Below are 24,457 nucleotides of genomic sequence, written 5' to 3'. Positions count from 1 at the left end.
GCCGGGGCGATGCGCGTTTCGGCCGGGTTCCGCCTCCCGCGGCAACCCGGTCCGGCTAACGTGAAACCCGTGCCGGGACAACATCCGACGGAGCTGCCAGCGGTCCACGAGGCGTGGTTGCCGCGCGAGCACCCGTTGCACCGGCCCCGGCACGGCCGCCGCCAGCTCACCGCACTGGTCTGCGCGTTGCTGTTCTTCGCCGCACCGGTGCTCACCTGGACCTTCGGGGCCCGCGCCGAGCCGCTGGAGAACCGGCCGCTGGCGGAGTTCCCGAGCATCACCGACGGCTGGGGAATGTTCACCGGCCTGAACGCCTGGGCCACGGAGAACCTGCCGTTCCGCCGCGACGCGGTGCAGTCGGTCGACGCGCTCAGCCGCGGGGTGTTCGGCGAACCCGCCAGGCTGGAGGGCAGCTCGCACACCGCACCGATCGGGACCGGCCAGGTCGACGCGAAGCCGCCGCTGGACGAGAACGTCTTCCCCAACGTCATCGAGGGCAAGAACGGGTGGCTCTACCTGGGGCACGACGTGTCGTACCGGTGCGTGCCGAGGATGCGGCCGGAGCAGGTCATCGCCGGGTTGCAGCGGTGGCGCTCGGTGGTCGAGGCGTCCGGCCGCAGGTTCCAGCTGGTCATCGCGCCGGACAAGTCCACTGTGTACCCGGAGAACATGCCGGATGCGTACGCGGGCGAGGACTGCGCGACGCGGGAGCGCGAGCGGTTCTGGCAGCGGGTCCCGGGCGCGACCGGGGCCATCGACATGCGCAGCAGGCTCCGCCAGATCGCCGAGCGCAACAAACGCCCGATCTACCACGACATCGACACGCACTGGACGCACGAGGGCGGCGTGACGATGGCCTACACGCTCGCGGAACGGCTGGCGCCGGGCAGCACGGCGAACTGGAAGGTGGCGCCGAGCCGCCAGTACGAGCACAGCGCGGACATCCCGGACCTGCTCGGCCAGGACCGAAAGGTACCGATCCAGGCGTACTCCCTGGCCCCGGACGGCGGAGCCGACAACACCCAGTTCAAACCGAGCGACTTCCACACCCCGCTGCACCTGGAATCCCCACCGAAGCCGGGAATGGTCGACCGCCCGACCCGGATGATCGCGGACTCGTTCACCCAGTTCGCCAGCCCCTATCTGGCGGCGTCGTTCACCGACCTGACCATCGCCCACCCGGAGACGGTGGCGGAGAACCCGCAGGCCATGGGCGCGATGCTCGCCGAAGGCGAGATCGTGACCCTGGAACTGTCGGAGCGGTTCGTGGCCGGCGGCCGATACGCGATGCTGGACCCGGCTGTGGCCGACCAGGTCGGCGCAGTGCTGGCCCAGCACCCGGTGCGCTAGGGCAATTTCGCCCAGCCCAAGCAAAGAGAGAGGGGCTGGCCTTGTCCCCACCCACAAGGGCGGAGACAAAGCCTCCACCTACAAGGGCGGGGTTTGGTTCTCATCCCGTCGACCTGGCGCCAGCCCGATCAGGCCGTGTCAAGGGGGCACCGACAAGCAAAACCGCAGCGGCCAAGCAATAAGGCCCCCTTGACGCGGTCTGATAGCCCTCCGTGGAGGTCGACGGGATGAGAACCACCCCAACCGAACCGCAGCGGACAGCCCCATCTCATCCCGGAGACCTGCCGGGGGTCTGGGGGCGGCGAGCGCCCCAGAACCACGAACGCAACGGAACCCGAACCGGCAAAGCCGCTTCGGTCCCGGAGACCTGCCGGGGGTCCGGGGGCGGCGAGCGCCCCGGAACCACCCACGCAACGGAACCTCAACCCCCAAAAACCCCACCCCGACCGAAAACCAGCCCCCCGAACCGCTCCCCGATAACCCGATGCGTACCCGCATCAGGATGCAAAGCGTCAGGCAACGGCAACTCCTGAAAATCCCCCTCCCCATAAAGCTCCCGCCCGTCGAGATAGAACAACGCCGGATCCTCCCCGCAGCGCTGCTTGACGATCCGAGCGAGCTCGTCCCGGATGACGCTCAGCGTCAGCTTCCCGGCGGCCCGATCCGCGGGATCCCCGGTCGCCCGGAACAGCACCTCGCCGCGCCGAAGCGCCTCGACGTCGAAAGCGCCGGGACCGGGTGTGTCCTCGTGGATGGGGCACAGGATCGGCGACACGACCAGCAGCGGAGCGGTCGGATGCCCCTCGCGGATGGTGTCGAGGAACCCGTGCACGGCGGGCCCGAAGGCGCGCAGCCGCATCAGGTCGGCGTTGACGACGTTGATCCCGATCTTGACGCTGATCAGGTCCGCGGGTGTGTCGCGCATGGCGCGCGCGGTGAACGGGTCGAGCAGGGCGCTGCCGCTCATCCCGAGGTTGATCAGCTCCACGCCGCCGAGCGAAGCGGCCAGCGCGGGCCACGTCGTGCTCGGGCTGGCGGCGTTGGAGCCGTGGCTGATCGAGCTCCCGTGGTGCAGCCACACGCGACGGCTCGTGGCCACCGGCGAGACCGGGGCGTCCGTCCGCAGCGCGACGAGTTCGGTGATCTCGTTGTGCGGCAACCAGATCTCGACGTCCTTGACCCGGTCCGGCAGACCGGAGAACCGGACCGTGCCGACCGGGCCGGGCTCGGTCCCGGTCTCGCCCGTGGCCAGGTCGACGGTGACGACGTTGCCGCCGGAAGTCCCGGCCTGGCCGCTCAGCCGGCCGTCCACGAGCAGGTCGTACACGCCGTCCGGGCGGGCAGGCGCGCCCCGGTAGTCCAGCTTCGTGCGGAGCGTGTCCAGCTCGACGGTCGTGGCCCGGGTGCGCAGGACCAGCCGCACGCCGGAGGGCTGCGCCTCCGCGTTCACCAGCTGTCCGTCGGCGCACTGCGCGCGGGCGCGCGCGGGCAGTCGGTGCGGCAGCAGGCCGTGTTCGGTGCGCTCCAGGTCGAGCGCGCCGCGCAGGAGGTCCGCCGTGATCTGCTGTTCGTTCACGGCCTCACCCTGTCAGCGAGCGACCTGAACCGCACTCGGTTTCTGGGCGGACTCCCGGGTACGGCGACCCACGGCCCGGCAGACCAGGTAGATGACGAACGAGATGATCGTGACGAACGCGCTGACCGGCGCGCCGGGCGCGAGCGACAGCACGATCCCGCCGAGCACCGCGACCTCGGCGAACACCACCGCGAGCAGCGTCGCCTTGACCGGGCTCGCGGTCACCCGCGCCGCCGCGGCCCCCGGGGTCACCATCAGCGCCAGCACCAGCAGCGCGCCGACCGTGTAGACGCCGAGCGCCGTGGCGACGCCGACCAGCACCGCGAACAGCGGCGTCAGCACCCGCGCCGGAACACCGCGCGCGGCGGCCACGTCCGGGTCGACGCTGGCGAACAGCAGTGGCCGGTACACGAACGCGAGCACCACCAGCACCGCGGCGGCGCAGACCGTCAGCAGCATGACGTCGGAGGAGTCGACCCCGACGATCTGGCCCACCAGCAGGGAGAACTTGTTCGCCGTGCGCTCCGGGTTCATCCACAGCAGCAGCACGCCCACGCCGAGGCCGAACGACAGGATCGCGCCGATCACCGAGTCGCGTTCGGTGCCGCGCTGTCCCAGCAGGCCCAGCAGCAGCGCGGCGACCACCGCGCCCGCAAGCGCCCCGAGCCCGACGCCGAAGCCGAGCAGCAGCGCGGCGGCGGCACCGGTGAAGGCCAGCTCGGCGGTGCCGTGCACGGCGAACGACATCTTGCGCGCGACCACCAGCGGGGCGAGCGCGCCCGAGACCAGGCCGAGCGCGGCGGCGGCCAGCAGCGCCTGCTGGACGAACGGGTAGCCGAGCAGGTCTGCGGTGACCCCGAAGTCCAGCAGCCTGCCCAGCGCGTCGATCAGTGCGTTCACGCCTGCTCCACCTCGTGCACGTGGCAGCGCTCCTCGTCGGTACCGCTGACCACCAGCCTGCCGCCGACGCGGGCGACCTCGATGTCGGTGCCGTAGAGCTCGGAGAGCGTCGCCGAGTTCATGACCTCGTCCGGGGTGCCGATCCGGAACCTGCCGTCGACCAGGTACAGCACCCGGTCGACCAGCGGCAGCACCGGGTTCAGCTCGTGGGTGACGAACAGCACGGCCGCGCCGGACTCCCGCGCCTGCTGCGCGATCAGGTTGCTGACCCTGCGCTGGTGGGCGACGTCCAGCGACAGCAGCGGCTCGTCGCAGAGCAGCACCGCCGGGTTGCCGACCAGCGCCTGCGCGACCCGCAGCCGCTGCTGCTCACCGCCGGAGAGCAGGCCCAGCGGTCGCTTCGCGTACGCGGTGGCCTCGACCGCGCGCAGCACCTCGTCGACCCGCCGCCTGCGCTCGCGGCGCCGCCGGAGGCCGAGGCCCCAGTGGTGGCCGTCGAGCCCGAGGCCGACCAGGTCGCTGCCGCGCAGCGTGAGCGTCGCGTCGACGGACCGCTGCTGCGGGACGTAGCCGATCTTGTTGCTGCCGCGTTGCGCGGGCGCGCCCGCGATCCGCACGGTGCCGGCGCTCAGCGGCTGGAGTCCGAGCAGAACCCGCAGCAGGCTCGTCTTGCCCGACCCGTTCGGGCCGAGCACGGCCAGGAACTCGCCCGGCTCGACGTCGAGGTCCAGGCCGTCCCACAGGACGCGCGGGCCGTAGCTGAGCTCGGCGCCGCGCAGGCGGACCGCCGGGGCGGGCACCGCGACGCGGGCCGCCTCGGGTTCCGTCTCGGATTTCGCAGTCATATCAGTACCCGCCTAGTTCTTCGAAGCGGCGCAACCGCTTAGCCCACACCAGCAACAGGCACCGCCAAGTGACCACCTGCGTAGGTCGAGTTCGAAGACATGGTCCTCAGGGGTTTCGGTTGAGGGCGGTTTCCAGCGCCGTGATCTGGTCGCCCATCCACTGCACGTAGGTCCTGCCCTCGGGCAGCAGCTCGGTCATCTCCACGACCGGGGTCTGATTCTGCTCCGCGGCCCGGCGGACGGACTCGGTGACCGGGGATTCGGTCTGCGGGTTGTAGATCACCGCGGCGGCCTGCTTGCTGTTGACCGCGTTCTGGATCTCGGCCACCGCCGCCGCCGACGGGTCGCTCTCGGACTCGATCGCCTTGACGAACTCCGGCGGGGTGACGTCGTCCAGTTTGGCGGCTTCGACCAGGTAGTGCGCGACGGGCTCGGTCACGATCACCTTCTTGCCCTGCTGGGCGGCGGCGAGCTGCTGGGTCCTGGCCTCCAGGCCGCCGACCTCGTCGCTGAACCGGGCCGCCGAGTCCTTGAACGCCTGGGCGTCGGCTGGCTGGAGCTTGCCCAGCTCGTCGGCGATGCGTTCGGCGGTCTCGTGGACCAGGTGCAGGTCGTACCAGACGTGCTCGTTCACCGAGTGGTCGTGGCCTTCGTGGCCGTGTCCTTCGGCCGGGGCCGGTTCGGCGGGGGCGGGCTCGGCGTGCCCGTGCTCGTCGGCAGGTGCGGGTTGGGCCGGTTCAGAGTGGCCGTGCTCGTCCGCCGGAGCGTGCCCGTCAGCCGGAGCGGGCGCCGGGGGCCCGTGCCCGTCGGCCGGTGGGGGCGCCGGGTGCCCGTGCTCGTCCGCCGGGGCAGGCGCCGGGTGCCCGTGCCCGTCGCCGGGAGCGGGCTCGGCCGGCGGAGCCGGTTCGGCAGGGTGAGCCGGTTCGGCAGGGTGAGCCGGTTCGCCGTGCTCACCCGCGAAAGCCTCGACCACCGGCTTCGGCTTCCCCGCGAGGATCTGCTCCACGAATTCGTCGTAGCCGCCGCCGTTGAGCACCACCAGGTCCGCGTCGGTGACCTTGGCGGCATCCCTCGGAGTGCTCTCGTAGGAGTGCGGGTCGGTCGCGGGATCGCTGATCAGCGCCTCGACCTCGATCCGGTCCCCGCCGACCGCCTGCGCGACGCTGGCCCACACGTTGGTGGACGCGACCACCTTGAGCTTGTCGCCGGAGCCGCCCTGGGCGCCCGAACCGCAGGCGGTCATCGCCAGCGCGGCGGCGGTCAGACCGGCCAGCGCGGTTGTGGTGCGGAAGCGTCGACTACTGACCGTCATCGGGGGCTCCTCCAAGGTGCGCCGGTGTCACATTTCGCCGAAGAAACGTAAACGGAAACCGTTGTCATGTGCACTCTACGCGGAGGACGAGCCGCGATTCCACCGACCGGGTGATTTGTGCGCGAAAAGACGCCCCCGCCGACCGCTTGAGTTCCAGGGGTCGGCGGGGGCGTCGTCCCGCGCGGGATCAGGCGGCCAGCCGGGCGCCCGTCTCCGGGTGGAACAGGTGCACCTCGCCCGCGTCGCGCAGCGCGACCTTCACCCGCTGGCCGAGCGCGGGCGGCGTGCGGCCGTCGGTGCGGACGACGAACCGCTCCTGGCTGCCGCCGATCTCGATGGCGCCGTGGACCAGCGCGTCCGCGCCCAGCTCCTCGACCAGCTCGACGGTCATGTCCATGCCCTCGGCGGACTCCGAGGTCAGCGTCAGCGCCTCCGGCCGGACCCCGAAGGTGACCTCCTTCAGGCCCTCGGTCGCCGCCCGCGGAACCGGGACGGTCTGCCCGTCCAGGACGGCTCCCTCGCTGGTCAGCGGCACCGTCTTGAGGTTCATGGCGGGGGAGCCGATGAAGCCGGCGACGAAGGAGTTGGCCGGGTTCTCGTACAGCTCGCGCGGCGAGGCGACCTGCTGGAGCAGGCCGTCCTTGAGCACCGCGACGCGGTGGCCCATCGTCATCGCCTCGACCTGGTCGTGGGTGACGTAGATGGTCGTGGTGCCCAGCCGCTTCTGCAGCGCCGCGATGTTGGCGCGGGTCTCCACCCGCAGCTTGGCGTCCAGGTTGGACAGCGGCTCGTCCATCAGGAACACGCTGGGCTCGCGGACGATCGCCCGGCCCATCGCCACCCGCTGGCGCTGGCCGCCGGAGAGCGCCTTCGGCTTGCGGTCCAGGTACTTCTCCAGGTCGAGCAGCTTGGCCGCCTCGGTGACCTTGTCCCGGATGACCTGCTTGGGCGTCTTGCGCAGCTTCAGCGCGAAGCCCATGTTCTCGGCCACCGTCATGTGCGGGTAGAGCGCGTAGGACTGGAAGACCATCGCGATGTCGCGGGACTTCGGCGGCGTGTGGGTGACGTCGCTGCCGCCGATGGTGATCGCGCCCTCGTCGACGTCCTCCAGACCGGCGAGCATCCGCAGCGCGGTGGACTTGCCGGAGCCGGACGGTCCGACCAGGACGAGGAACTCCCCGTCGGCGATGTCGAGGCCGAGCTCGTCGACCGCTTTGACCGGTGGGTTACCGGGATACACGCGAGAAGCGTTGACGTATGCAACCTCAGCCATCTGTGACGCACCTTTCACACGCGGGTTTGGTCACAGTAGCCACAGAATCGGTAAAGGTCAGCCCCCGCTCGCCCACATTTTCGTTCCGTGACGGAACGGTTTCGCTGCGTGTCCGGGTGTGACCTTTGCGAATATTGCATGATCAGTGCTTCACCCCGGGGTACTGAACCGTTACGGTTCCTGCATGGCGCGGTCAACGAATGCCCGGCGGCCTGCGACTCTGGCTTCGCTCGCTGCGGAGCTGGGAGTTTCCAGGACTACGGTGTCGAATGCCTACAACCGACCCGACCAGCTCTCCCCGGAGCTGCGCAAGCGGGTCCTCGACACCGCTCGCAGGCTCGGTTATCCGGGACCGGACCCGGTGGCGCGCTCGCTGCGCACCCGCAAGGCGGGCGCGGTCGGGCTGCTGCTCACCGAGAACCTCTCCTACGCCTTCCGCGACCCGGGCGCCGTCAGCTTCCTCGAAGGACTGTCGCTGGCCTGCGAGGACGCCGGCCACGGCCTGCTGCTGATCCCGGCCAGCCCGGAGCGCGAGGACGTCGCCTCGGTGCACCGCGCGGGCGTCGACGGCTTCGTCGTCTACTCGGTGCCGGAGGACGACCCGCACCTGGCCGCGGTGCTGGAGCGCCCGGTGCCGGTGGTCATCTGCGACCAGCCGCGCATCGACAACCTCGACTGGGTCGGCCCGGACGACTCGCGCGCGATCAAGAGCGTCGCCGACCACCTGATCAAGCTCGGCCACCGCCGCATCGGCGTGTCCTGCATGCGGCTGGCGCGGGGCCGCAACGACGGCCTGGCCTCGGTGCAGCGGCAGGCCAACGCGAGCTTCCACGTGCAGAAGGCCCGGCTGACTGCGCTCGCCGAGGTGTTCAGCGAGGCCGGGGTGGACTGGTCGAGGGTGCCGGTGGTGGAGCGGTTCGACCACACCACCGCCTCCGGCGCGTCGGCGGCCCGGCAGCTGCTGGACCTGGACCCGGACATCACGGCGATCATCTGCACCTCGGACATCCTCGGGCTGGGCGCGCTTGAGGAGGCGAAGCGGCGCGGGCTGCGAGTGCCGGAGGACCTGACCGTCACCGGCTTCGACGGGATCGTCGACGCCGAGCGGGCGGGGCTGACGACGGTCCGCCAGCCGGTCCTGGAGAAGGGCCGTGCGGCGGGACGCCTCCTGCTGGAATCCAGCGAACCGGGCCGAGCCCGCGAGGTGGTGCTGGAAACCCAACTGATCACGGGCGAAACGGCTGCCCCACCCCGCTCCCGCGAGGAACGGTGGTTTGGGCCTTGAAAGCCCCCGATGGGGCTTTCAGTGGCGCGAACGCGCCATCCGGCGCCAGCCGGATCCTCTTTAAAGCCCCCTTTACCCCCCAACCCCACCTAGCCCCCACCTCGCTCAGTAGTTCGCCCACTCGCCCTGAGCGTGCTGGAGGATCACGGGGTGCATGAGCGTCGACGCCTCCATGCCGGGAATCCGGCGCCGGTCGGGCGGAAACGTCCCCGCGGCGCGCAGCGTCGGCTCGTCGAGCGACCGCAGCGGCGGCGCGTCGGCCGGTAACCGCGGCGGACCGCCGCTGAGGTGGAAGCCCCACTCGCCGAAGCTGGGCACCGACACCTCGTACGGCACGGTCTCGACTCCCGCACTGCGCAGCGTCGACTCGACGCACCAGAACGCCTGCGGGGCGAAGAACGGCGATCCGGCCTGCACGTTCATCCGCGCGCCGTCGGCCATCGCGTGCCGGGCCAGGGCGTAGAACTCCGTCGAGTAGAGCTTGGCCGTCGCGGTGGAGTCCGGGTCGGGCATGTCGACCAGCACCACGTCGTAGGTCTCGCGGTTCTCCCGCAGCCAGGCGAAGGCGTCGGCCGCGACCGTGCGCACGCGAGGGTCCTCGAAGGCGCCCCGGTTCAGCGCCGAGATCCGGGGATCGGTGCGGGCGAGGTCGACGACCGCCGGGTCCAGCTCCACGAGCGTGACCTGCCGGACGTCCGGGTAGCGCAGCACCTCCCGCAGCGCCAGGCCGTCACCGCCGCCGAGGACCAGCACGCGCTCCCGCGGGCCTGCCATCGCCGGATGCACCATCGCCTCGTGGTACCGGTACTCGTCGACCGAGCTGAACTGGAGATCCCCGTTGAGGAACAGGCGGGTGTCGCTGTTGCCGGTCAGCGACACCGACTCGGTGAGCACGACCTCCTGGTAGTCGGTGCGCTCGGCGTGCACCACGGGGTCGGCGTAGAGCGCCTGCCTGGCGGTGACCTCGAAGTCGTCGGCGAACACGTAGGCGCCGACGAGGATTCCGCCGACCAGCGCCGAAGCGGCGATCAGCAGCAGCCGCACCTGGCTCGACAGCTCCCGGCGGAACACCGTCAGCACCAGGCCCAGCCCGGCGGCGGCGTTGAGCATGCCGACCAGCAGCGCGCCCTGGATCTGGCCGAACAGCGGCAGCAGCACGAACGGGAACGCCAGGCCGCCGATCAGCCCGCCGACGTAGTCCGCGGCGAACAGGTCGGCCACCGCCGAGCCCGCGTCCTGCCTGCGGATCCGCTGGAGCAGCACCATCAGCAGCGGGATCTCCGCGCCGATCAGGGTTCCGAGCACCAGCGCGGTGACGATCAGCGCGGGCAGGTAGAGGCCGACCCACGCGAACGCCGCGTAGAGCAGCAGCACGCTGAGCCCGCCCAGCAGCGCCAGCGCCAGCTCGATCAGCGCGAAGGCCGCCGCCGACCAGCGCTGCAACGGCTTGGCCGCCAGCGCGCCGACGCCCATCGCGAACACCATCAGGGACAGCACGATCGAGGCCTGACCGATGGTGTCGCCGATCAGGTAGCTGCCGAGCGCGACCAGCGCCAGCTCGTAGACCAGCCCGCAGGCCGCGCAGACGAAGACCGCCACTAGCACGGCGGTGCGGGCCAGCCGACCGCGCGGCTTCGGTTCGGCTGCTCCGGGCTCGCCGTGCTGCGCTGCGGTTTCGCTGTGCTGGTCAGCGGTGGTGGACATGGGCGAACAGCGTCACCAGATGGCGGCGGCGATGAGCACACTGATCACGACGTGCGCCACCGCCGACACCCAGGTGCCCGGGTGCAGGTTCGGCGAGGACAGCTCGTCGCCGAGCTTGCCGGGCGTGAGGGCGTCGATGAGCAGGAACGACACGCTCATCAGGACCAGCCCGAGCAGGCCGTAGGCGACGGTGCCGACGAGCCCGGCGACCAGGTCGTCGGCGCTGGCGGCGATCGCGGTGGTCAGGATGACGCCGACGCCCAGCAGGCCGGAGACCAGCAGCAGCGCGGCGTTCGGGTTGCGGTGCACCCAGATCAGGTCCCGCAGCCTGCCGGGCGTGGCCAGGTCGACCAGGACGTAGCCGAGCGCCATCATCAGCACGCCGATCACGCCGTAGGCGACCGCCGCGAGCAGGCCGGAGAGCAGTTCCTGGAGCAAGGTTTCGGGCCCTTCTCGTGTCGTGGGGGTTCGGTCGGGTCAGTGCCGGGGCGGTCCGGGCGGCGGGCCCTGCGGGGGTTGGGGTCCCGGCGGCCACGGCGGGCCGGGTTGGCTCGGCTGGTGCGGCTGGTGCGGCTGATCCGGCTGGTGTGGCTGGCCCAGCTGGTGCGGCTGGCCCAGCTGGTGTGGCTCGCCCGACTGGTGCGGCTGCACCGGCTGGTGCGGGGAAGCGGGCGGCGAGCCGGGCTGCTGCGGGCCCGGGTGGCCGGGTTGCTGCGGGGGAGCCGGCTGCTGGGGTGCCGGCTGCTGGGGGGTGAACCACCCAGGCTGTTCCGGTTGGCGCGGCGCAGCTCCCGGGTGCGGCTGATCCGGCGCAGCTCCCGGGTGCGGCTGATCCGGCGCGGGCGCGGTCGCCGAACCGGCAGAACCGGCAGAACCGGCCGAGCCCGCCGCCCCGGCGGCCTTCCGCTTCGCCACGCCGCGAACCCCGACGACGGTGAACAGCACCGCCGCGACCCCGAGCCCCGCGAGCCAGAGCCACGTCGCCCACCCGCCGTCGGAACCGTCCGCCTCCGGCAGCGGCGCCTGGACCGGCCCGTTCGGATCGCCTTCGGCGGCAGGCACCGCCGTCAGCTGGCCGCTCTCGGTCAGCAGCAGCGGCAGCATCAGCGCCGCGTGCCCGGTCGTGCTGACCGGCGTCTCGACCAGCGCCTCCGCGTCCACCCCGACCGCCGGGTACTCCGTGGTCCCGGGCAGCCCCGAACGGTCGAAGTCCGGTGACGCGTCGACCGCGATGTCCGCTGCGGCGAGCCCGCTGCCGCTGGACGCCGCGACCGCCACCCGCACCTCCGCCCACCGCGGGCAGCTGCTCGCCGGAACCCCCGGGCCCCGGCTCGAACCCTGGTCGAACTGCTCGGTGCTGCCGTCGGTGAGCTTCCAGCCGAAGCAGACGCCGTGCTGGCGCTCGGCCTCGGCGAGCTGCTGCGCCAGGGCCTTCGCGTCGGCTGGGGTGAACCGCTGGATCGGCGGGCCGTAGTAGACGGAGTACTCGTCGTAGAACGTGGTCTCGTCGTCGACGAACGTCGGCCGGTCGTCCCGGTCGTTCAGGCAGGAGCTGACCCCGCCCCCGGCCATGACGACCGCCACGAACGCCAGCATGGACCAGGCGGCGGACTTCGCCTTCCCCGCGCTCATTTGCCCGCCCCCGGACCCCGGCCGCGGAAGTCCTCGCCGTGCGCGCTGCCCCAGCCCCACGAGCTGCCCACTCGGCTGTAGTAGCGGCGGTGCGCGTGGTCGACGTCCATCACGTGGATCACCGAACCCAGGTCGCGCGGCTGGATGACCACGGCGTCGTCGGAGTAGCGCAGGTAGATCCCGGAACCGTCGGCGAACTGCGAGACCGGCTTCCACTTCGCCGTGATGTCGCGGGAGACCGTGCTCGGCGGCAGCGGGCTGGTGTAGGCGCGGTTGTCGTCGTCACCGCGCAGGTCCAGCTGCGCCGCCCGCTGGTAGTGGTTGCCGACGTACCCGCGCGGCCCGGTGCCGCTGGACAGGACCACGACCAGCCCGATGATCAGTGCGAGCAGCGCGCACGCACCGGCGAGCACGAACCATAATCTGGGTTTCATCGACCGTCTTCCGCGCTCGTCCCGGCCGGGTAGATCAGCACGTCGTACCGGCTGAGCACCTCACCGGTGCTCGCCTCCCAGCCGGCCTCGCCGTAGCGCTCGAAGCTCAGCAGCGAACCGTCCGGCGCCTCGTAGTCGTGGTACTGGATCGCGCCCTGGCCCTGCAGCCCGGTCGTGGCCTCGCTGCGGAACGCCGCGGACCCGGACTCGTCGGAGGTGTAGGTGCGGCCACCGAACTCGACCGTCCTCGGCCCCGGCTCCCCGGCCCCGGCCGCCTCCGTCCACAGCGCCAGCTCCAGGTCGGGGTCCTCCTCGACCGACAGCCACACCTGCGTGCCCTTGGCGTCGTCGAGCAGGTGCTCGGACCACGCCCAGCCGCCCTCGGACAGCCGCAGGCTGCCGCGCACGCTGTAGGAGTGGCCGCGGATCTCGACGATGTCCCCGGCCTTCAGGCCGCGCGGGTCGCCCCGCAGCGAGTCCTGGTCGCCGGTGCCGAACGGGTCCTGCGGCGGCTGTTCGGCGGAGTCCTGCTTCCGCGCGTTCAGCACGTACACCACGGCGGCGACCGCGATGATCGCCAGAACCACGATGACGATCGTCAGCACAATCGTGAGCAAGCCGCGTCCTTCCCCGTTGACCCGATCCGTTGACCCGATCCGCGCAAAGAGTATGGGGCCGATGCGACGCATCGGGCGCGGATCGCCCAAATCGTGACCCGCACCCCTGGACGCGGAAAGGCGGGGCCGGTGGGTTCACCGGCCCCGCCTCCACGGGGTGGTCGCGCCTGCGCGGAGAGCGACCGTCCTGTCCGGAAAGCCGCCTCCTGTCCGGAGCGACCGTCTGTCCGGAAAGCCGCCGTCCTGTCCGGCAAGCGGCCGTCCTGCGCCGAGAGCCGCCGTCCTACTCGGAGAGCAGCTGCGCGCAGCGGATCAGACCGAGGTGCGAGTACGCCTGCGGGTGGTTGCCCAGCGACCGCTCCGCGATCGGGTCGTACTCCTCGGTCAGCAGCCCGGTCGGACCGGCCGTGTCCACGATCTGCTGGAACAGCTCCTCCGCCTCGGTGCGCCTGCCGATCAGCAGGTACGCCTCGATCAGCCACGCGGCGCAGAGGTGGAAGCCGCCCTCGTCGCCGGGCAGCCCGTCGTCGCGCCGGTACCGGTAGACCGTCGAGCCGCTGCGCAGCTCGGCCTCGATCGCGGTGACGGTCGCGCTGAACCGCTCGTCGGACGGGTCGATCAGCCCGGACAGGCCGACGTGCAGCGACGCCGCGTCCAGGTCGGAGCCCTCGTAGGCCGTGGTGAACGCCTGCACGTCCGGGTGCCAGCCGTTCTTGATGACGTCCTGGGCGATCTGGTCGCGCAGCGGCGTCCACGACGCCTCCGGCTCCCGGCCGTAGGTCTGCGCGATCTTGATCGCGCGGTCCAGCGTCACCCAGCACATGACCTTGGAGTACACGTGGTGCCGGGGCACGTCGCGCTCTTCCCAGATGCCGTGGTCGGGCTCGAACCAGCGGTGCGAGACGGCCTCGGCCATCGCCTTGACCAGTTCCCAGTCCACGTCCCGGACCCGGCCGGTGGCCTCGGCCAGGTGCGCGATCAGCTCCACCACCGGGCCGAACACGTCGAGCTGGACCTGCTGGTCGGCCAGGTTGCCGACGCGGACCGGCCGCGAACCGGCGTAGCCGGGCAGGCTGTCGATCACGGCCTCCGGGCCGAGGCTGGTGCCCGCCAGCGTGTACAGCGGGTGCAGCCGCTCCGGACCCGGGATGGTCTCCAGCACCCGGTGCAGCCAGTTCAGGAACGCCTCGGCCTCGGCGGTGGAACCCAGCGTGACCAGGGCCTGCGCGGTCATCGCGCCGTCGCGCAGCCAGCAGTAGCGGTAGTCCCAGTTGCGGACGCCGCCGATCTCCTCCGGCAGCGAGGTCGTGGCCGCGGCCATGATCCCGCCGGTGTCGGAGTTGCACAGCCCGCGCAGGGTCAGCGCGGACCGCTGCACCAGATCGCGCTCCAGCTCGGGCAGGCGCAGCTTGTTCGCCCACTCCGCCCAGTAGCTGTCGGCCGACTCGCGGCGCTCCGGTTCGGTGCGCTCCGACGGCGACAGGTCCTCGGTGCCGCACCGCAGCTCAAGCACGATCGGCTTGTCGTCGTTCGGCTCGACCACCGCGTGCGCGGACTCGTGCATGCCGTCGGAGGTGATCTCCCACTGCACGCCCGGCGAGTGCAGCACCATCGGCTCGGCGGTGCCCAGCACCCGCAGCCCGCCCGCCTCGGCGGCCAGCCGCACGGCGACCTGGCCGAACTCCGGCCGCGGCGCGAACTCCACCGACACCGGCGCGCTGCCGCTGATGACCCGGATCAGGTCGGTGCGGTGGCTGTCCACGCCGTGTTCGAGGTAGTCGGTGACCAGCAGCCGGGACCAGCGGGTCTCGACGGTCATGGTCCCCGGCACGTACCGCTGGCCCAGCGGCAGCGGGTTGCGCGGCGCGCCGTTGGAGGTGTTCGGCCGGATCGAGAAGTGCCCGGCGCCCGGACCGCCCAGCAGGTCGGCGAACACCGCCGCCGAGTCGGGGCCGGGGTGGCACATCCAGGTCAGCCGCGCGTCCGGGGTCAGCAGCGCGACCGTGCGCTCGTTGGACAGCATGGTCAGCCGCTCGATCGGCGGGGCCTGCTCGCCGTAGAGCCAGGTCCGCCGCTCCTCCATGAGGAACGCGAGCACGGTGGCGACGTCGGTGCTGTCGCTGATCCGGTAGGCGGCCAGGGTGTCCCCGTCACCGACCTTCAGGCCGACGTCGGGGCCGTGCAGCCGGGCGAACGCCTTCTCGTCGGTGACGTCGTCACCGAGGAAGATCGCGGCGGTGGCGCTGACCTGGTGGCGCAGCGTGTCCAGCGCGTTGCCCTTGTCGGTCTGCACCACGGCGAGCTCGATGACCTCCTTGCCCTCGGTCACCTGCACGCCGTCCCAGGCCGCCGGGCCGGTGCGGACCGCGTCCAGCACGGCCTGGGCGACGTCGGGTTCGGCGCGGCGGACGTGCACCGCGACGCTGGCGGGTTTGTTCTCCAGGCTTACCCCGGCCCGCCCGTCGACGATCTCCTGGAGACCGCGTTGCAGGTCGGTGCGCAGCTGGGTGGCCTCGGGTTCGAGCTCGTGCACGAACCCGACGTCGAACTCCGAACCGTGGCTGCCGACCAGGTGCACTTCGGCGGGCAGCCGGGACAGGGTGGCCAGGTCGCGCAACGCCCGGCCGGAGATCACCGCGGTCGTGGTCGCGGGCAGCGCCGCGAGCGATCGCAGCGCGTGCACCGACTCGGGGAGCGGTTTGGCCAGGTTCGGGTCCGCCACGATGGGGGCGAGGGTGCCGTCGTAGTCGCAGGCGACCAGAAGTCGAGGTGTCCGCGCGAGCTGCACGATCACGCGGCGCAGCTCGGCAGGCAGGGCTTCGGCGGTCAACGCCATACTCCTCAAAGACGTGGTCGGGATATTCGGGATCGATCCGGTGCTGGCGCCTAGTCGGGTCCGTGGCGAGGTCGGTTGCCGCTGACGCCGTCCGGGGTCGACGGTGTCACCACGCGTTTTTCCCGGGATGTGGGAAGAAACGCGCGTGCACTACTCCGCGAGGGGCGTGCCCAGTGCTTCGAGGAACGACCGCGCCCAGCGATCGACGTCGTGCGTGAGCACTTGCCTACGCAATGCACGCATCCTACGTCTCCCTTCGGCCTCGTCGATGTCGAGGGCGGCGAGAAGTGCGTCCTTAACGCCGTCCAGATTGTGCGGATTCACCAGGAAAGCGCTGGTGAGTTCGGCTGCGGCACCGGCGAATTCGCTGAGCACCAGCGCCCCGCCGAGATCGTGGCGGCAGGCTACGTATTCCTTGCAGACCAGGTTCATGCCGTCCCGCACCGGCGTCACGACCATGACGTCCGCCGCGCAGTACAGCGCCACCAGGTCCTTGCGGTCGACGGAGGTGTGCAGGTAGTGCACCGCGGGGTGGCCGACCCGGCCGAACTCGCCGTTGATCCGGCCGACCTCGCGCTCGATGTCCTCGCGCATCTGCTTGTAGTGCTCGACCCGCTCCCGGCTGGGCGTGGCGACCTGGATCATCGTCACGTCCTCGGCCTTGATCTGGCCCTCCGCCAGCAGCTCGTGCATCGCGTGCAGGCGGACGTCGATGCCCTTGGTGTAGTCCAGCCGGTCCACCCCGAGCATGATCCGGCGCGGCTCGCCCAGCTCGGCGCGGATCTGCCGGGCCCGCTGCTGGACCTCCTTGCTGCGGGCCAGCTTGTCCAGCTCGGTCGAGGCGATCGAGATCGGGAACGCCCCGACCCGCACCGTCCGGTCCCCGACCTGCACCACGCCCGGCCGGGACCGCACCCCGACCTGGCCGCGGCTGGGTTCGAACCCGGCGAGCCTGCGGGCCAGCCACAGGAAGTTCTGCGCCCCGCCGGGGCGGTGGAAGCCGACCAGGTCGGCGCCGAGCAGCCCGCGCACGATCTCGGTGCGCCACGGCAGCTGCATGAACAGCTCCACCGGCGGGAACGGGATGTGCAGGAAGAACCCGATCCGCAGGTCCGGGCGCAGCTCCCGCAGCATCGCGGGCACCAGCTGGAGCTGGTAGTCCTGCACCCACACGGTCGCGCCCTCGGCGCTGACCTCCGCCGCGGCCTCCGCGAACCGCCGGTTGACCCGCTGGTAGGCGTCCCACCAGGACCGGTCGAACACCGGTGGCACGACCACGTCGTGGTAGAGCGGCCAGAGCGTGGCGTTGGAGAACCCCTCGTAGTAGTCCCGGAACTCGTCGGCGGTCAGCGGGACCGGGTGCAGTTGCAAGTCGTCGTCGGTGAACGGTTCGACCTCGGTGTCGGCCACACCGGGCCAGCCGACCCACGCGCCGCGGCGGGCGCGCAGGAACGGTTCCAGCGCGGTGACCAGCCCGCCCGGGCTGTGCTTCCACCGCTCGGTCCCGTCCTCCAGGCGCTCGAGATCCACCGGCAGTCGGTTGGCGACGACGACGAAGTCCGCTCGTGCGGGCGTGCTGCCCTTGCTCACCGGTGCTCCTCCTCCAGGCTGCCGGGCGGTCCCGGCTGAGGCTGTGTTTTTTAAGGTCTGCGGCGGTGTTCACGGGTCCGCGGCGGTGTCCGAGGTCCGCGGGCGCTCCCACCGCGCGTTCGGCGAAGCTGGGGGTTGAGCTGGGCGGGCCCTCGCACGGCGGGGTGCGGGACGAGAACGGCCGGCCTGACCGGGAGGTGCCGGAGCCGGTCGCCTGCGAGCCGGGCGATGAGGTCCGTGCCGACCCCCGACCCTAGCCAATCGGGCAGCCGCGCGCGGGGTTCGTGGGCTTCGACACGATCGCGCAACCTCCGCTCAACGCCCGCTCAGGTCCGGGCATATGCCGGAAGGAGACCTGCCGCCGGCGTCCCTAGTCCAACCGCCGCTTGGCGGGGCGCAGCGGGCCGGACATGCGGGGGCCGGCGATGCGGCGTTCGAGCCTGCCCAGCCGGGTTCGGACCGGCTGCGCCAGGTACTCGCCGAGGACCACCCCGGCGCCCAGCGCCAGCCCGATCGCCACCGCCAGCATCAGCGTGGACACCCCGGTCGGGCTGCCCAGCACCGACAGCTCGTAGAGCCCGCGGTAGGTCGCCAGACCGGGCAGCAGCGGCGCGACGCCGGACACCGCGATCACCAGCGCCGGGATGCGCAGCCGCCGGGCGATGATGCCGCCGACGAAACCGACCACGGTCGTCGCGACCGCCCCGGCGAGCACGGTGTGCACGCTCGCCAGCGTCGTCAGGGCGGCGTGCACCGCCGCCGCGACGGCGCCGCCGATGCCCGCGACCAGCAGCGGGCGCGGCGGCGCGTAGCTGGCCAGGGCGAAGCAGGCCGAGGTCGACGCACCGGCGAGCAGCTGCACCGGCAGGTGCAGCACCGGCGAGCCCACCTGCGCGCGCCCGAGGTCCTGCAGCATCGCCTCGTCGATGCCGCCAGCGCCCAGCCCGTCCGCGCCGATCAGCCGCAGCCCCGCGTACAGGGCGACGACGACACCGGCGATCAGCCCCGCCGACATCAGCGCCAGTTCGGTGATCCGCCCGGCCGCGGTGACGTTGTAACCGGTGATCGCGTCCTGCATCGAACCGACGACGGTCATCCCGGACAGCAGGACGATGATCGACGAGGCGACCGCGAGGCTCGCGTTGGGCAGGATCCCGGTGACTATGCACAGCATCGCGATGGCGGTGGCGATCGCGCCGCCCACCGCCTGCTGGAAGAAGAACGGCAGCGCCCGCTTGTTCAGCAGCCTGCCGACCCGGTCGATCAGCGCCGCGGTGCCCGCCGCGACCAGCGGGAGCTGCCACTGCGAACCGCCCCCGAGCAGGACCGCCAGCGAGGCGGCCATGCCCGCCCACGCCAGCGTGGCGACCCAGCGCGGGAACGGGTGCGGGGCGGTGCTGATCCGGTTCAGCTCGGCGTAGGCCTCGGCCGCGCTGAGCTCGTTGGCGGTGATGCGGCGGACCAGCTGCTCGACCTCGGCGAGCCGGGTGTAGTCCAGCGAGCGGTTGCGGACCACGCGCAGCGAGGTGATCGGCAGCGACTCGGTACCGCGGTAGCAGGAGACGGTGATCGACGTGTAGATCACGTCGACCTCGCAGTGGGGCAGACCGTAGGCGCTGACCACGCCGATGATCGTCGCGGTCACGTCGGAGGCGCCCGCGCCGCCGGCCATCTGGATCTCGCCGATGCGCAGACCCAGGTCCAGCACGAGGTGGACGGCGGACTCGTCGGGCAGTGCCGGCCCGTAGACGACGTTGCGAGGGGCCTCGTCCTGCGTGGCCTCGCGCCGTCGCAGCACACCTCGGGCGCGCTGCGTGATACCCACTGATGCTCCTTCTCCAGGTCGCGCGGTTGGATCTTCCCCTCGGCCATCGGCCGCCGCGCGGTGACCGTTGCACCAATCTTCTGTGCTGTCCATCACGATTCGGTCACCGCTGCCCCAACCGGCAACAGCGTGCGTCATCCGGGCGCTGACCCGCATCTTCGCCCCGCGCGGCGACCGGCTTCCGGCCGCCGCGCGACGCCGCTTACGATGTCTGCGCGCGAGAAGCCCTCGCAGGCCGCTGTAGCTCAGCTGGTAGAGCGCCCGCCTTGTAAGCGGACGGTCAGGGGTTCGAGTCCCCTCAGCGGCTCCCAAGGTATCTGACCAGCGCTTTCGGTGGACGCCGACGATCTGTCGAATTGGGCACACCGGTGCACCCCGCCCGGGAGCTGCCGAGCGGGGTGCGGTCAGCGGTGGTCAGCGCCCCTGGAGCGCCCCGACGTTGTCGCCGAAGGTCCAGGACCTGGAGCCGTCCCAGTTGGACGCGGATCGTGGTGCCCTGCACGAGCTGGTTGATGTCGCCGCTGCTGCTGAGCCCGGTCTCGATGTCGATCCCGTCCTCCCACAGGACGGTGCCGTCCGAGCGGATCACCGGGAACTGTTATGGCAACTTCCGGGACCGGAAACAAGAGTTCTGAAAGATTGGCATTTACCAATCTGGGCCGAAGGCACCACCCCCGGACCGCGTTCGCGAAACCGGTTGCGCCGCAACGGAAAGGTCACTGCGGCGGCGGCCCGCCCTCGGGCTTCCGGCCCTCCTGCTCGCCATGCTTGTCGACGTACTTTCGGGCCTGGTCGGCGCCCTTGTCGATGTGCTCGGAGTACTTCCCGCCGGTCTTCTCGTCGGCGGTCCGCGCCGCCTTGTCGATGCCCTGCCGGAACTTCTCCGGGCTCTTGCCCAACAGTTCCTTGAGCTTGTCCATGACGCTCATGCCGGGACCTCCTTTCCGGTCCGGCGGTTACCCGCCGGCCGGGGAGGCAAACGTGGATCTCAGGGACCCCGATCTCAGGGACGCAGCACGGGGTCGATCAGGACCGGGGTCGCGCCGCAGAACTTCGTGTCGGCGGCGAGGTCGATCCGGGTTCCGCTGCCGAGGTCGCCGGTGAGCTCGGCGACCTCGCCCTTGCGGACCTGGACCCGCTTCTCCGGCTCCCCGTCGACCCGCAGCTCGAAGGTCACCTCGCAGTCGGCCGAACCGTCGTCGACGCCCGCGCGGGCGTGGAAGCTCCTCGCGGTGGTGACGCTGTAGGTGATCGACGCCGTGCCCGGGTAGACGAGGGCGCGCTGGAAGGACTCGCCGGCCACCGTGGCCGACCGGACCTCCACGTAGTCACCGCCTTCGACCGGATCGGCGTCGAGCAGGTTCTCCTCGCCCGACGCCGTGGATTCCGAGTCGGCGCTCCCCGTCGAGTCGCCGTTCGGCGGTTCCGCCTCACCGCTTCCCCGCGGCTCCGGCTGGGCGGAGCCCGCGGGCGGCTTGAAGCGGTCCCAGATCGCCAGGCCGTCGTTGATGTAGCTGGTCATGCCGAACACCAGCGCCAGCGAAGCCACGACGACGCCGGCCACGGTCAGCTTGGTGTTGCGGTCCCATCCCTGCGACACGCGCTCACTCCGGTCGCAGCACGGGGTTCATGACCACCGGGGTCGCGTCGCAGGTGGATCCGCCGGAGTCGGCCGTGATGCTGAGCCGGAACCCGCCGCCGACCGGGGCCATCAGCTCCACCGACTGGCCGACCTGCACGGTCTCCCGGCGCACGGTGGTGCCGTCGACCTTCACGTCGAACGCCAGCGCGCAGGTCTCGGAGTCGTCGGTCATGCCGATCAGCGCGCGGAAGGTCCGCATGCTCGGCTCGATGTTGTAGGAGACCGAGCTCGACGTGCTGGAGAACAGCAGCGAGCGCGGGTACTCCTGGTACCGCACGGTGGCGCTGCCGACCTCGACGGAGCTGCTGCCCTCGACCGGCGTGCGGTCGGTCAGGTAGATCTCGCCGTTGGGCGCGGGCGGCGGGGTGCTCTTGGTGCTCGAACTCGTCGACCGGCTGGTGGTCGCGGTCGTCGTGGAAGTCGGGGCCGCGGTGACCGTCTCGGGCGGCGGCGTTTCCGTGATCACGGTCGCGGGCCCGGCGTTCTGGGCGCCCTGCGAACGCCCGACGAAGTACGCGGCGATGATCACCACGAGCGCCACCGCGAGTGCGATGAGCGCGCGGACGAACCGGCGCTTGGCCTGGCCGGGCTGGGGCGGGAAACCACCGTCGCCGTTGGGGGATGCAGTCACGGGGCGAGGCTAGTGGAGCACGCTCGGTCGCCGCGGGCGCTTTACCGAGCTGTTGCCTGCTCCGGCGGCACGATCACCGGGTGATCGGAATCGACTTTCGATTGCTCGCAACTACGCCGAAGGTCGGCACTGTGCGCAGCTGTGCGCACGACCTTGGTGGCGATTTGTGTCCAAGTGATGGACATGACACTCCTTCGGGTGAAATCTGAGGCGCGTTTTCGGATCTGTTGCACCCCACGGCAACTGAAGGAGACCAGCGTGTCCATCGCACGAGCCCTCACCGGCGCTGTCGGCGCCGCCATCGCTCTGGCCGCGTTCGCGGCCCCCGCCCAGGCCGCCGAGCCGACCCCGCCGCCGGACGCGCGGCCGATGATCATCGATGGTTCCGAGGTGGACAGCGCGCCGTGGGCGGCGCGGCTGTTCGTCAACGGTCAGGAGAACTGCACCGCCTCGATCATCGCCCCGGAGTGGGTGCTGACCGCGCAGCACTGCGTCGAGGGTGCCGGGGACGGCGTCAGCTTCAACATCGGCAACGTCGACCAGACCCAGGGCGAGAAGGCCAGCGCCAAGCCGGGCGGCGTCCACATCCACGACACCGCCGACCTCGCGCTGGTCAACATCGACCACGCCGTGCAGACCGAGTACGCGCCGCTGGGCGCCACCGGTGACGTCAACGTCGGCGACACCGTGCAGACCTACGGCTGGGGCGCGACCTGCACCGACAAGCCCGAGATCGAGTGCCAGTCGCAGATCCTGAAGGTCGCCAACGTCGACGTCACCGACATCGCGTGCCAGGACTACCGCGGCGGCACCGCGGTCTGCGCGACCCGCGGCGACGGCATCCCGGCGGGCGGCGACTCCGGCGGCCCGATGTTCTCCAACAACAAGCAGGTGGGCGTGGCCTCGACCAGCGACCGCCAGCAGAACACCGCCTACACCAACATCACCGAGTACCGGGACTGGATCAAGCAGCTCGCCGGCGTGTGATCGATCGAGGTGTGACCACGTTCACCCGGGTGCCCGTCGGTGCCCGGGTGAACTCGTTTCCGGCGGATTTCACCCGAAGCGCGGCACAAGCGGAGAAAGCACCGGTTGATCGATTCGAAGCGTGCTCCCCACATCATCCGATAGGCGGGTTTTCGCAGGTCACGCGGAGGTCAGCGCGATTGATCCGCAATCGCGCAGCAGACTCTTATCATTGTCGAACATTATCTTGCAACAATCCTGTCGGGCTCGTCACGTGTAAAATCGGGTATCTCCTGGTAGAGCGGCCAGGAAACGCGTTCGAACCTGACGCGTTACGGATGTTCTGTTAAGTTGGCGCAGCATGACCGGCGACAAACCGAGCCATAACGGCGACAAGCGGAATGGCGGAAGCGGTTCAGCCGGGCGGTTGGAGATCGAAGCTCCGGTCGTCGCGGACGGCCCCGAACTCCACCGGATCACGGTGGATTCGCGAGTGCTCGACGTGAACTCGTCGTACTCGTATCTGTTGTGGTGCAGGGACTTCGCGCAGACCTCGGCGGTGGCGCGTGTCGACGGCGCTGTCGTGGGATTCGTGACCGGCTACGTTCGGCCGGACGCACCCGACACCATCGTGGTGTGGCAGATCGCCGTCGATGCCTCCCAGCGCGGTGGTGGCGTGGCGGGCAAGCTCCTGGCGCACCTGGTCGACCGGGTGGTCCCGCGGGGCATCCGCTACCTGGAGACGACGATCACCCCGGACAACGCCGCTTCGATCAGGCTGTTCTCCGCCCTGGCCAGGGACCGGGACGCCGAGCTGGTGCGCAGCGAGCTGTTCACCGCCGACATGTTCCCGGACGCCCACCTGGGCGAGGACCTGTACCGCATCGGTCCCTTCGCCGCGGTTCCGGCCGCGGCCGGAGGGGCGTGAACCGGCGCCACCACGCCGCAGCCGCATCTTGGTGGAACTGATCTTGTTGCAGCCCGCGACCGAAGAGCAGCAAAGCCCGTCGCAGGGCGCGAACGGAGGATCGTGAACGACATCTTCACTACCCTGGAATCGGAAGTCCGGAGCTACTGCCGAACCTGGCCCGCGGTGTTCGACCGCGCCAGCGGGAGTTGGCTCTACGCCGAGGACGGCACCGCGTATCTCGATTTCTTCGCCGGTGCCGGTGCGCTGAACTACGGGCACAACAATCCGATCCTGAAACGAAAACTGATCGAATATCTCGAGCGGGACGGCGTCACCCACGGACTTGATCAGTCCACTGTGGCCAAGCGCGAGTTCCTCGAAACGCTCGAGGAGAAACTGCTGAAACCGCGCGGCCTGGACTACAAGGTCCAGTTCCCCGGGCCGACCGGTACCAACTCGGTCGAGTCGGCGCTGAAACTCGTCCGCAAGATCACCGGACGGGAATCGATCATCAGCTTCACCAACGCGTTCCACGGCATGACGCTGGGTTCGCTGTCGGTGACCGGAAACTCGATGAAGCGCGGCAGCGCGGGCATCCCGCTGGTGCACGCCACCCCGATGCCCTACGACGACTACTTCGACGGCACCGTCCCCGACTTCCTGTACTTCGAGCGGATGCTGGAGGACAGCGGCAGCGGCCTCAACGAGCCCGCCGCGGTCATCGTCGAGACGCTGCAGGGCGAGGGCGGCATCAACTCGTCCCGGCCCGAGTGGCTGCGCGGCCTGTACGAGCTGTGCCAGCGGCACAACATGCTCATGATCGTCGACGACGTGCAGATGGGCTGCGGCCGGACCGGCCCGTTCTTCAGCTTCGAGGAAGCCGGCATCCAGCCCGACATCGTCTGCCTGTCGAAGTCCATCGGCGGCTACGGCCTGCCGCTGGCGCTGACCCTGATCAAGCCCGAGCACGACGTCTGGGACCCGGGCGAGCACAACGGCACCTTCCGCGGCAACAACCCGGCGTTCGTCGCCGCCACCGAGGCGCTCAAGCAGTACTGGAGCGACGACGTGCTGGAGAAGTCCACCATCGCCAAGGGCGAGCGCGTGGGCGAGGTGCTCGACGAGCTGG

22 protein-coding genes and 1 tRNA gene are annotated in these 24,457 nt (G+C 70.8%); 6 read left to right on the top strand and 17 right to left on the bottom strand.

Going from position 1 to position 24,457, the window contains the following annotated elements; genetic code table 11:
* Positions 1 to 69: 69 nt before the first annotated feature.
* Complete coding sequence (locus ABD691_RS13515) at positions 70 to 1,350, top strand: alginate O-acetyltransferase AlgX-related protein (protein ID WP_344679980.1); 1,281 nt, start codon at positions 70 to 72, stop codon at positions 1,348 to 1,350.
* A 421-nt stretch (positions 1,351 to 1,771) separates the two neighbouring features.
* On the opposite strand, the gene ABD691_RS13510 is transcribed toward ABD691_RS13515, so the two are convergent.
* The 5 genes from ABD691_RS13510 to ABD691_RS13490 form a co-directional block, all read right to left on the bottom strand.
* On the bottom strand, positions 1,772 to 2,926 hold the full coding sequence (locus ABD691_RS13510) for an SGNH/GDSL hydrolase family protein (RefSeq protein WP_344679979.1): 1,155 nt from the start codon (positions 2,924 to 2,926) through the stop codon (positions 1,772 to 1,774).
* Between the two features lie 12 nt (positions 2,927 to 2,938).
* Positions 2,939 to 3,826: a metal ABC transporter permease gene (locus ABD691_RS13505; RefSeq protein ID WP_425565074.1), complete on the bottom strand. Its 888-nt coding sequence runs from the start codon at positions 3,824 to 3,826 to the stop codon at positions 2,939 to 2,941.
* Positions 3,823 to 4,671, bottom strand: a complete 849-nt coding sequence (locus ABD691_RS13500; protein ID WP_344679978.1) for a metal ABC transporter ATP-binding protein — start codon at positions 4,669 to 4,671, stop codon at positions 3,823 to 3,825. The genes ABD691_RS13505 and ABD691_RS13500 overlap by 4 nt, the downstream gene beginning before the upstream one ends.
* 106 nt (positions 4,672 to 4,777) lie before the next feature.
* On the bottom strand, positions 4,778 to 5,983 hold the full coding sequence (locus ABD691_RS13495) for a metal ABC transporter solute-binding protein, Zn/Mn family (protein ID WP_344679977.1): 1,206 nt from the start codon (positions 5,981 to 5,983) through the stop codon (positions 4,778 to 4,780).
* A gap of 187 nt (positions 5,984 to 6,170) precedes the next feature.
* On the bottom strand, positions 6,171 to 7,256 hold the full coding sequence (locus tag ABD691_RS13490) for an ABC transporter ATP-binding protein (protein WP_344679976.1): 1,086 nt from the start codon (positions 7,254 to 7,256) through the stop codon (positions 6,171 to 6,173).
* Positions 7,257 to 7,440: 184 nt separating this feature from the next.
* Here ABD691_RS13490 and ABD691_RS13485 point away from each other — a divergent pair, with 184 nt between their 5' ends.
* Positions 7,441 to 8,541 (top strand): LacI family DNA-binding transcriptional regulator, encoded by a 1,101-nt coding sequence (locus tag ABD691_RS13485; RefSeq protein ID WP_344679975.1) that lies wholly within the window; start codon positions 7,441 to 7,443, stop codon positions 8,539 to 8,541.
* Between the two features lie 105 nt (positions 8,542 to 8,646).
* Here ABD691_RS13485 and ABD691_RS13480 read toward each other — a convergent pair whose 3' ends face one another.
* The 8 genes from ABD691_RS13480 to ABD691_RS13445 form a co-directional block, all read right to left on the bottom strand.
* Positions 8,647 to 10,245, bottom strand: coding sequence for a polyamine aminopropyltransferase (locus ABD691_RS13480; RefSeq protein ID WP_344679974.1), 1,599 nt, complete (start codon positions 10,243 to 10,245; stop codon positions 8,647 to 8,649).
* Positions 10,246 to 10,257: 12 nt separating this feature from the next.
* On the bottom strand, positions 10,258 to 10,683 hold the full coding sequence (locus tag ABD691_RS13475; protein WP_344679973.1) for a DUF350 domain-containing protein: 426 nt from the start codon (positions 10,681 to 10,683) through the stop codon (positions 10,258 to 10,260).
* A 39-nt stretch (positions 10,684 to 10,722) separates the two neighbouring features.
* On the bottom strand, positions 10,723 to 11,877 hold the full coding sequence (locus tag ABD691_RS13470; protein ID WP_344679972.1) for a hypothetical protein: 1,155 nt from the start codon (positions 11,875 to 11,877) through the stop codon (positions 10,723 to 10,725).
* Positions 11,874 to 12,311: a DUF4247 domain-containing protein gene (locus ABD691_RS13465; RefSeq protein ID WP_344679971.1), complete on the bottom strand. Its 438-nt coding sequence runs from the start codon at positions 12,309 to 12,311 to the stop codon at positions 11,874 to 11,876. The genes ABD691_RS13470 and ABD691_RS13465 overlap by 4 nt, the downstream gene beginning before the upstream one ends.
* Entirely contained in the window at positions 12,308 to 12,928 is a 621-nt protein-coding gene (locus ABD691_RS13460; RefSeq protein WP_344679970.1) for a DUF4178 domain-containing protein, read from the bottom strand. Before ABD691_RS13460 ends, ABD691_RS13465 begins: the two co-directional genes overlap by 4 nt.
* A gap of 283 nt (positions 12,929 to 13,211) precedes the next feature.
* Positions 13,212 to 15,764 (bottom strand): trehalose-phosphatase, encoded by a 2,553-nt coding sequence (gene otsB / locus ABD691_RS13455; RefSeq protein WP_344679969.1) that lies wholly within the window; start codon positions 15,762 to 15,764, stop codon positions 13,212 to 13,214.
* A 150-nt stretch (positions 15,765 to 15,914) separates the two neighbouring features.
* Positions 15,915 to 17,354, bottom strand: a complete 1,440-nt coding sequence (locus ABD691_RS13450) for an alpha,alpha-trehalose-phosphate synthase (UDP-forming) (RefSeq protein WP_344679968.1) — start codon at positions 17,352 to 17,354, stop codon at positions 15,915 to 15,917.
* 370 nt (positions 17,355 to 17,724) lie between these two features.
* Positions 17,725 to 19,179: a threonine/serine exporter family protein gene (locus ABD691_RS13445; protein ID WP_344679967.1), complete on the bottom strand. Its 1,455-nt coding sequence runs from the start codon at positions 19,177 to 19,179 to the stop codon at positions 17,725 to 17,727.
* Between the two features lie 234 nt (positions 19,180 to 19,413).
* On the opposite strand from ABD691_RS13445, the gene ABD691_RS13440 reads away from it, so the two are divergent.
* Positions 19,414 to 19,486: transfer RNA gene (locus ABD691_RS13440), tRNA-Thr, on the top strand.
* Here ABD691_RS13440 and ABD691_RS13435 read toward each other — a convergent pair.
* The 4 genes from ABD691_RS13435 to ABD691_RS13420 form a co-directional block, all read right to left on the bottom strand.
* Positions 19,478 to 19,768, bottom strand: a complete 291-nt coding sequence (locus ABD691_RS13435) for a hypothetical protein (RefSeq protein WP_344679966.1) — start codon at positions 19,766 to 19,768, stop codon at positions 19,478 to 19,480. The two genes, ABD691_RS13440 and ABD691_RS13435, sit on opposite strands and share 9 nt — an antisense overlap.
* Before the next feature lie 127 nt (positions 19,769 to 19,895).
* Positions 19,896 to 20,108, bottom strand: a complete 213-nt coding sequence (locus ABD691_RS13430) for an antitoxin (protein WP_344679965.1) — start codon at positions 20,106 to 20,108, stop codon at positions 19,896 to 19,898.
* Between the two features lie 74 nt (positions 20,109 to 20,182).
* The gene (locus tag ABD691_RS13425) at positions 20,183 to 20,779 is read right to left on the bottom strand and encodes an NPCBM/NEW2 domain-containing protein (protein ID WP_344679964.1); all 597 of its coding nucleotides are present in this window, start codon (positions 20,777 to 20,779) and stop codon (positions 20,183 to 20,185) included.
* A gap of 4 nt (positions 20,780 to 20,783) precedes the next feature.
* Positions 20,784 to 21,452, bottom strand: a complete 669-nt coding sequence (locus tag ABD691_RS13420; protein ID WP_344679963.1) for an NPCBM/NEW2 domain-containing protein — start codon at positions 21,450 to 21,452, stop codon at positions 20,784 to 20,786.
* Positions 21,453 to 21,710: 258 nt separating this feature from the next.
* Between ABD691_RS13420 and ABD691_RS13415 the strand changes: the two genes are divergently transcribed.
* The 3 genes from ABD691_RS13415 to ectB all read left to right on the top strand — a co-directional run.
* Positions 21,711 to 22,439, top strand: coding sequence for a S1 family peptidase (locus ABD691_RS13415; RefSeq protein WP_344679962.1), 729 nt, complete (start codon positions 21,711 to 21,713; stop codon positions 22,437 to 22,439).
* Between the two features lie 406 nt (positions 22,440 to 22,845).
* Positions 22,846 to 23,346, top strand: coding sequence for a diaminobutyrate acetyltransferase (gene ectA / locus ABD691_RS13410; protein WP_344679961.1), 501 nt, complete (start codon positions 22,846 to 22,848; stop codon positions 23,344 to 23,346).
* A gap of 102 nt (positions 23,347 to 23,448) precedes the next feature.
* On the top strand, positions 23,449 to 24,457 hold a 1,009-nt coding region (ectB, locus tag ABD691_RS13405; RefSeq protein WP_425565070.1), incomplete at its 3' end, for a diaminobutyrate--2-oxoglutarate transaminase.

It is taken from the genome of Saccharopolyspora taberi (assembly GCF_039534165.1).
Lineage (GTDB): Bacteria > Actinomycetota > Actinomycetes > Mycobacteriales > Pseudonocardiaceae > Saccharopolyspora_D > Saccharopolyspora_D taberi.
The sequence above is the reverse complement of the archived record's forward strand: the minus strand, read 5'-3'. Positions and strand labels throughout refer to the sequence as shown.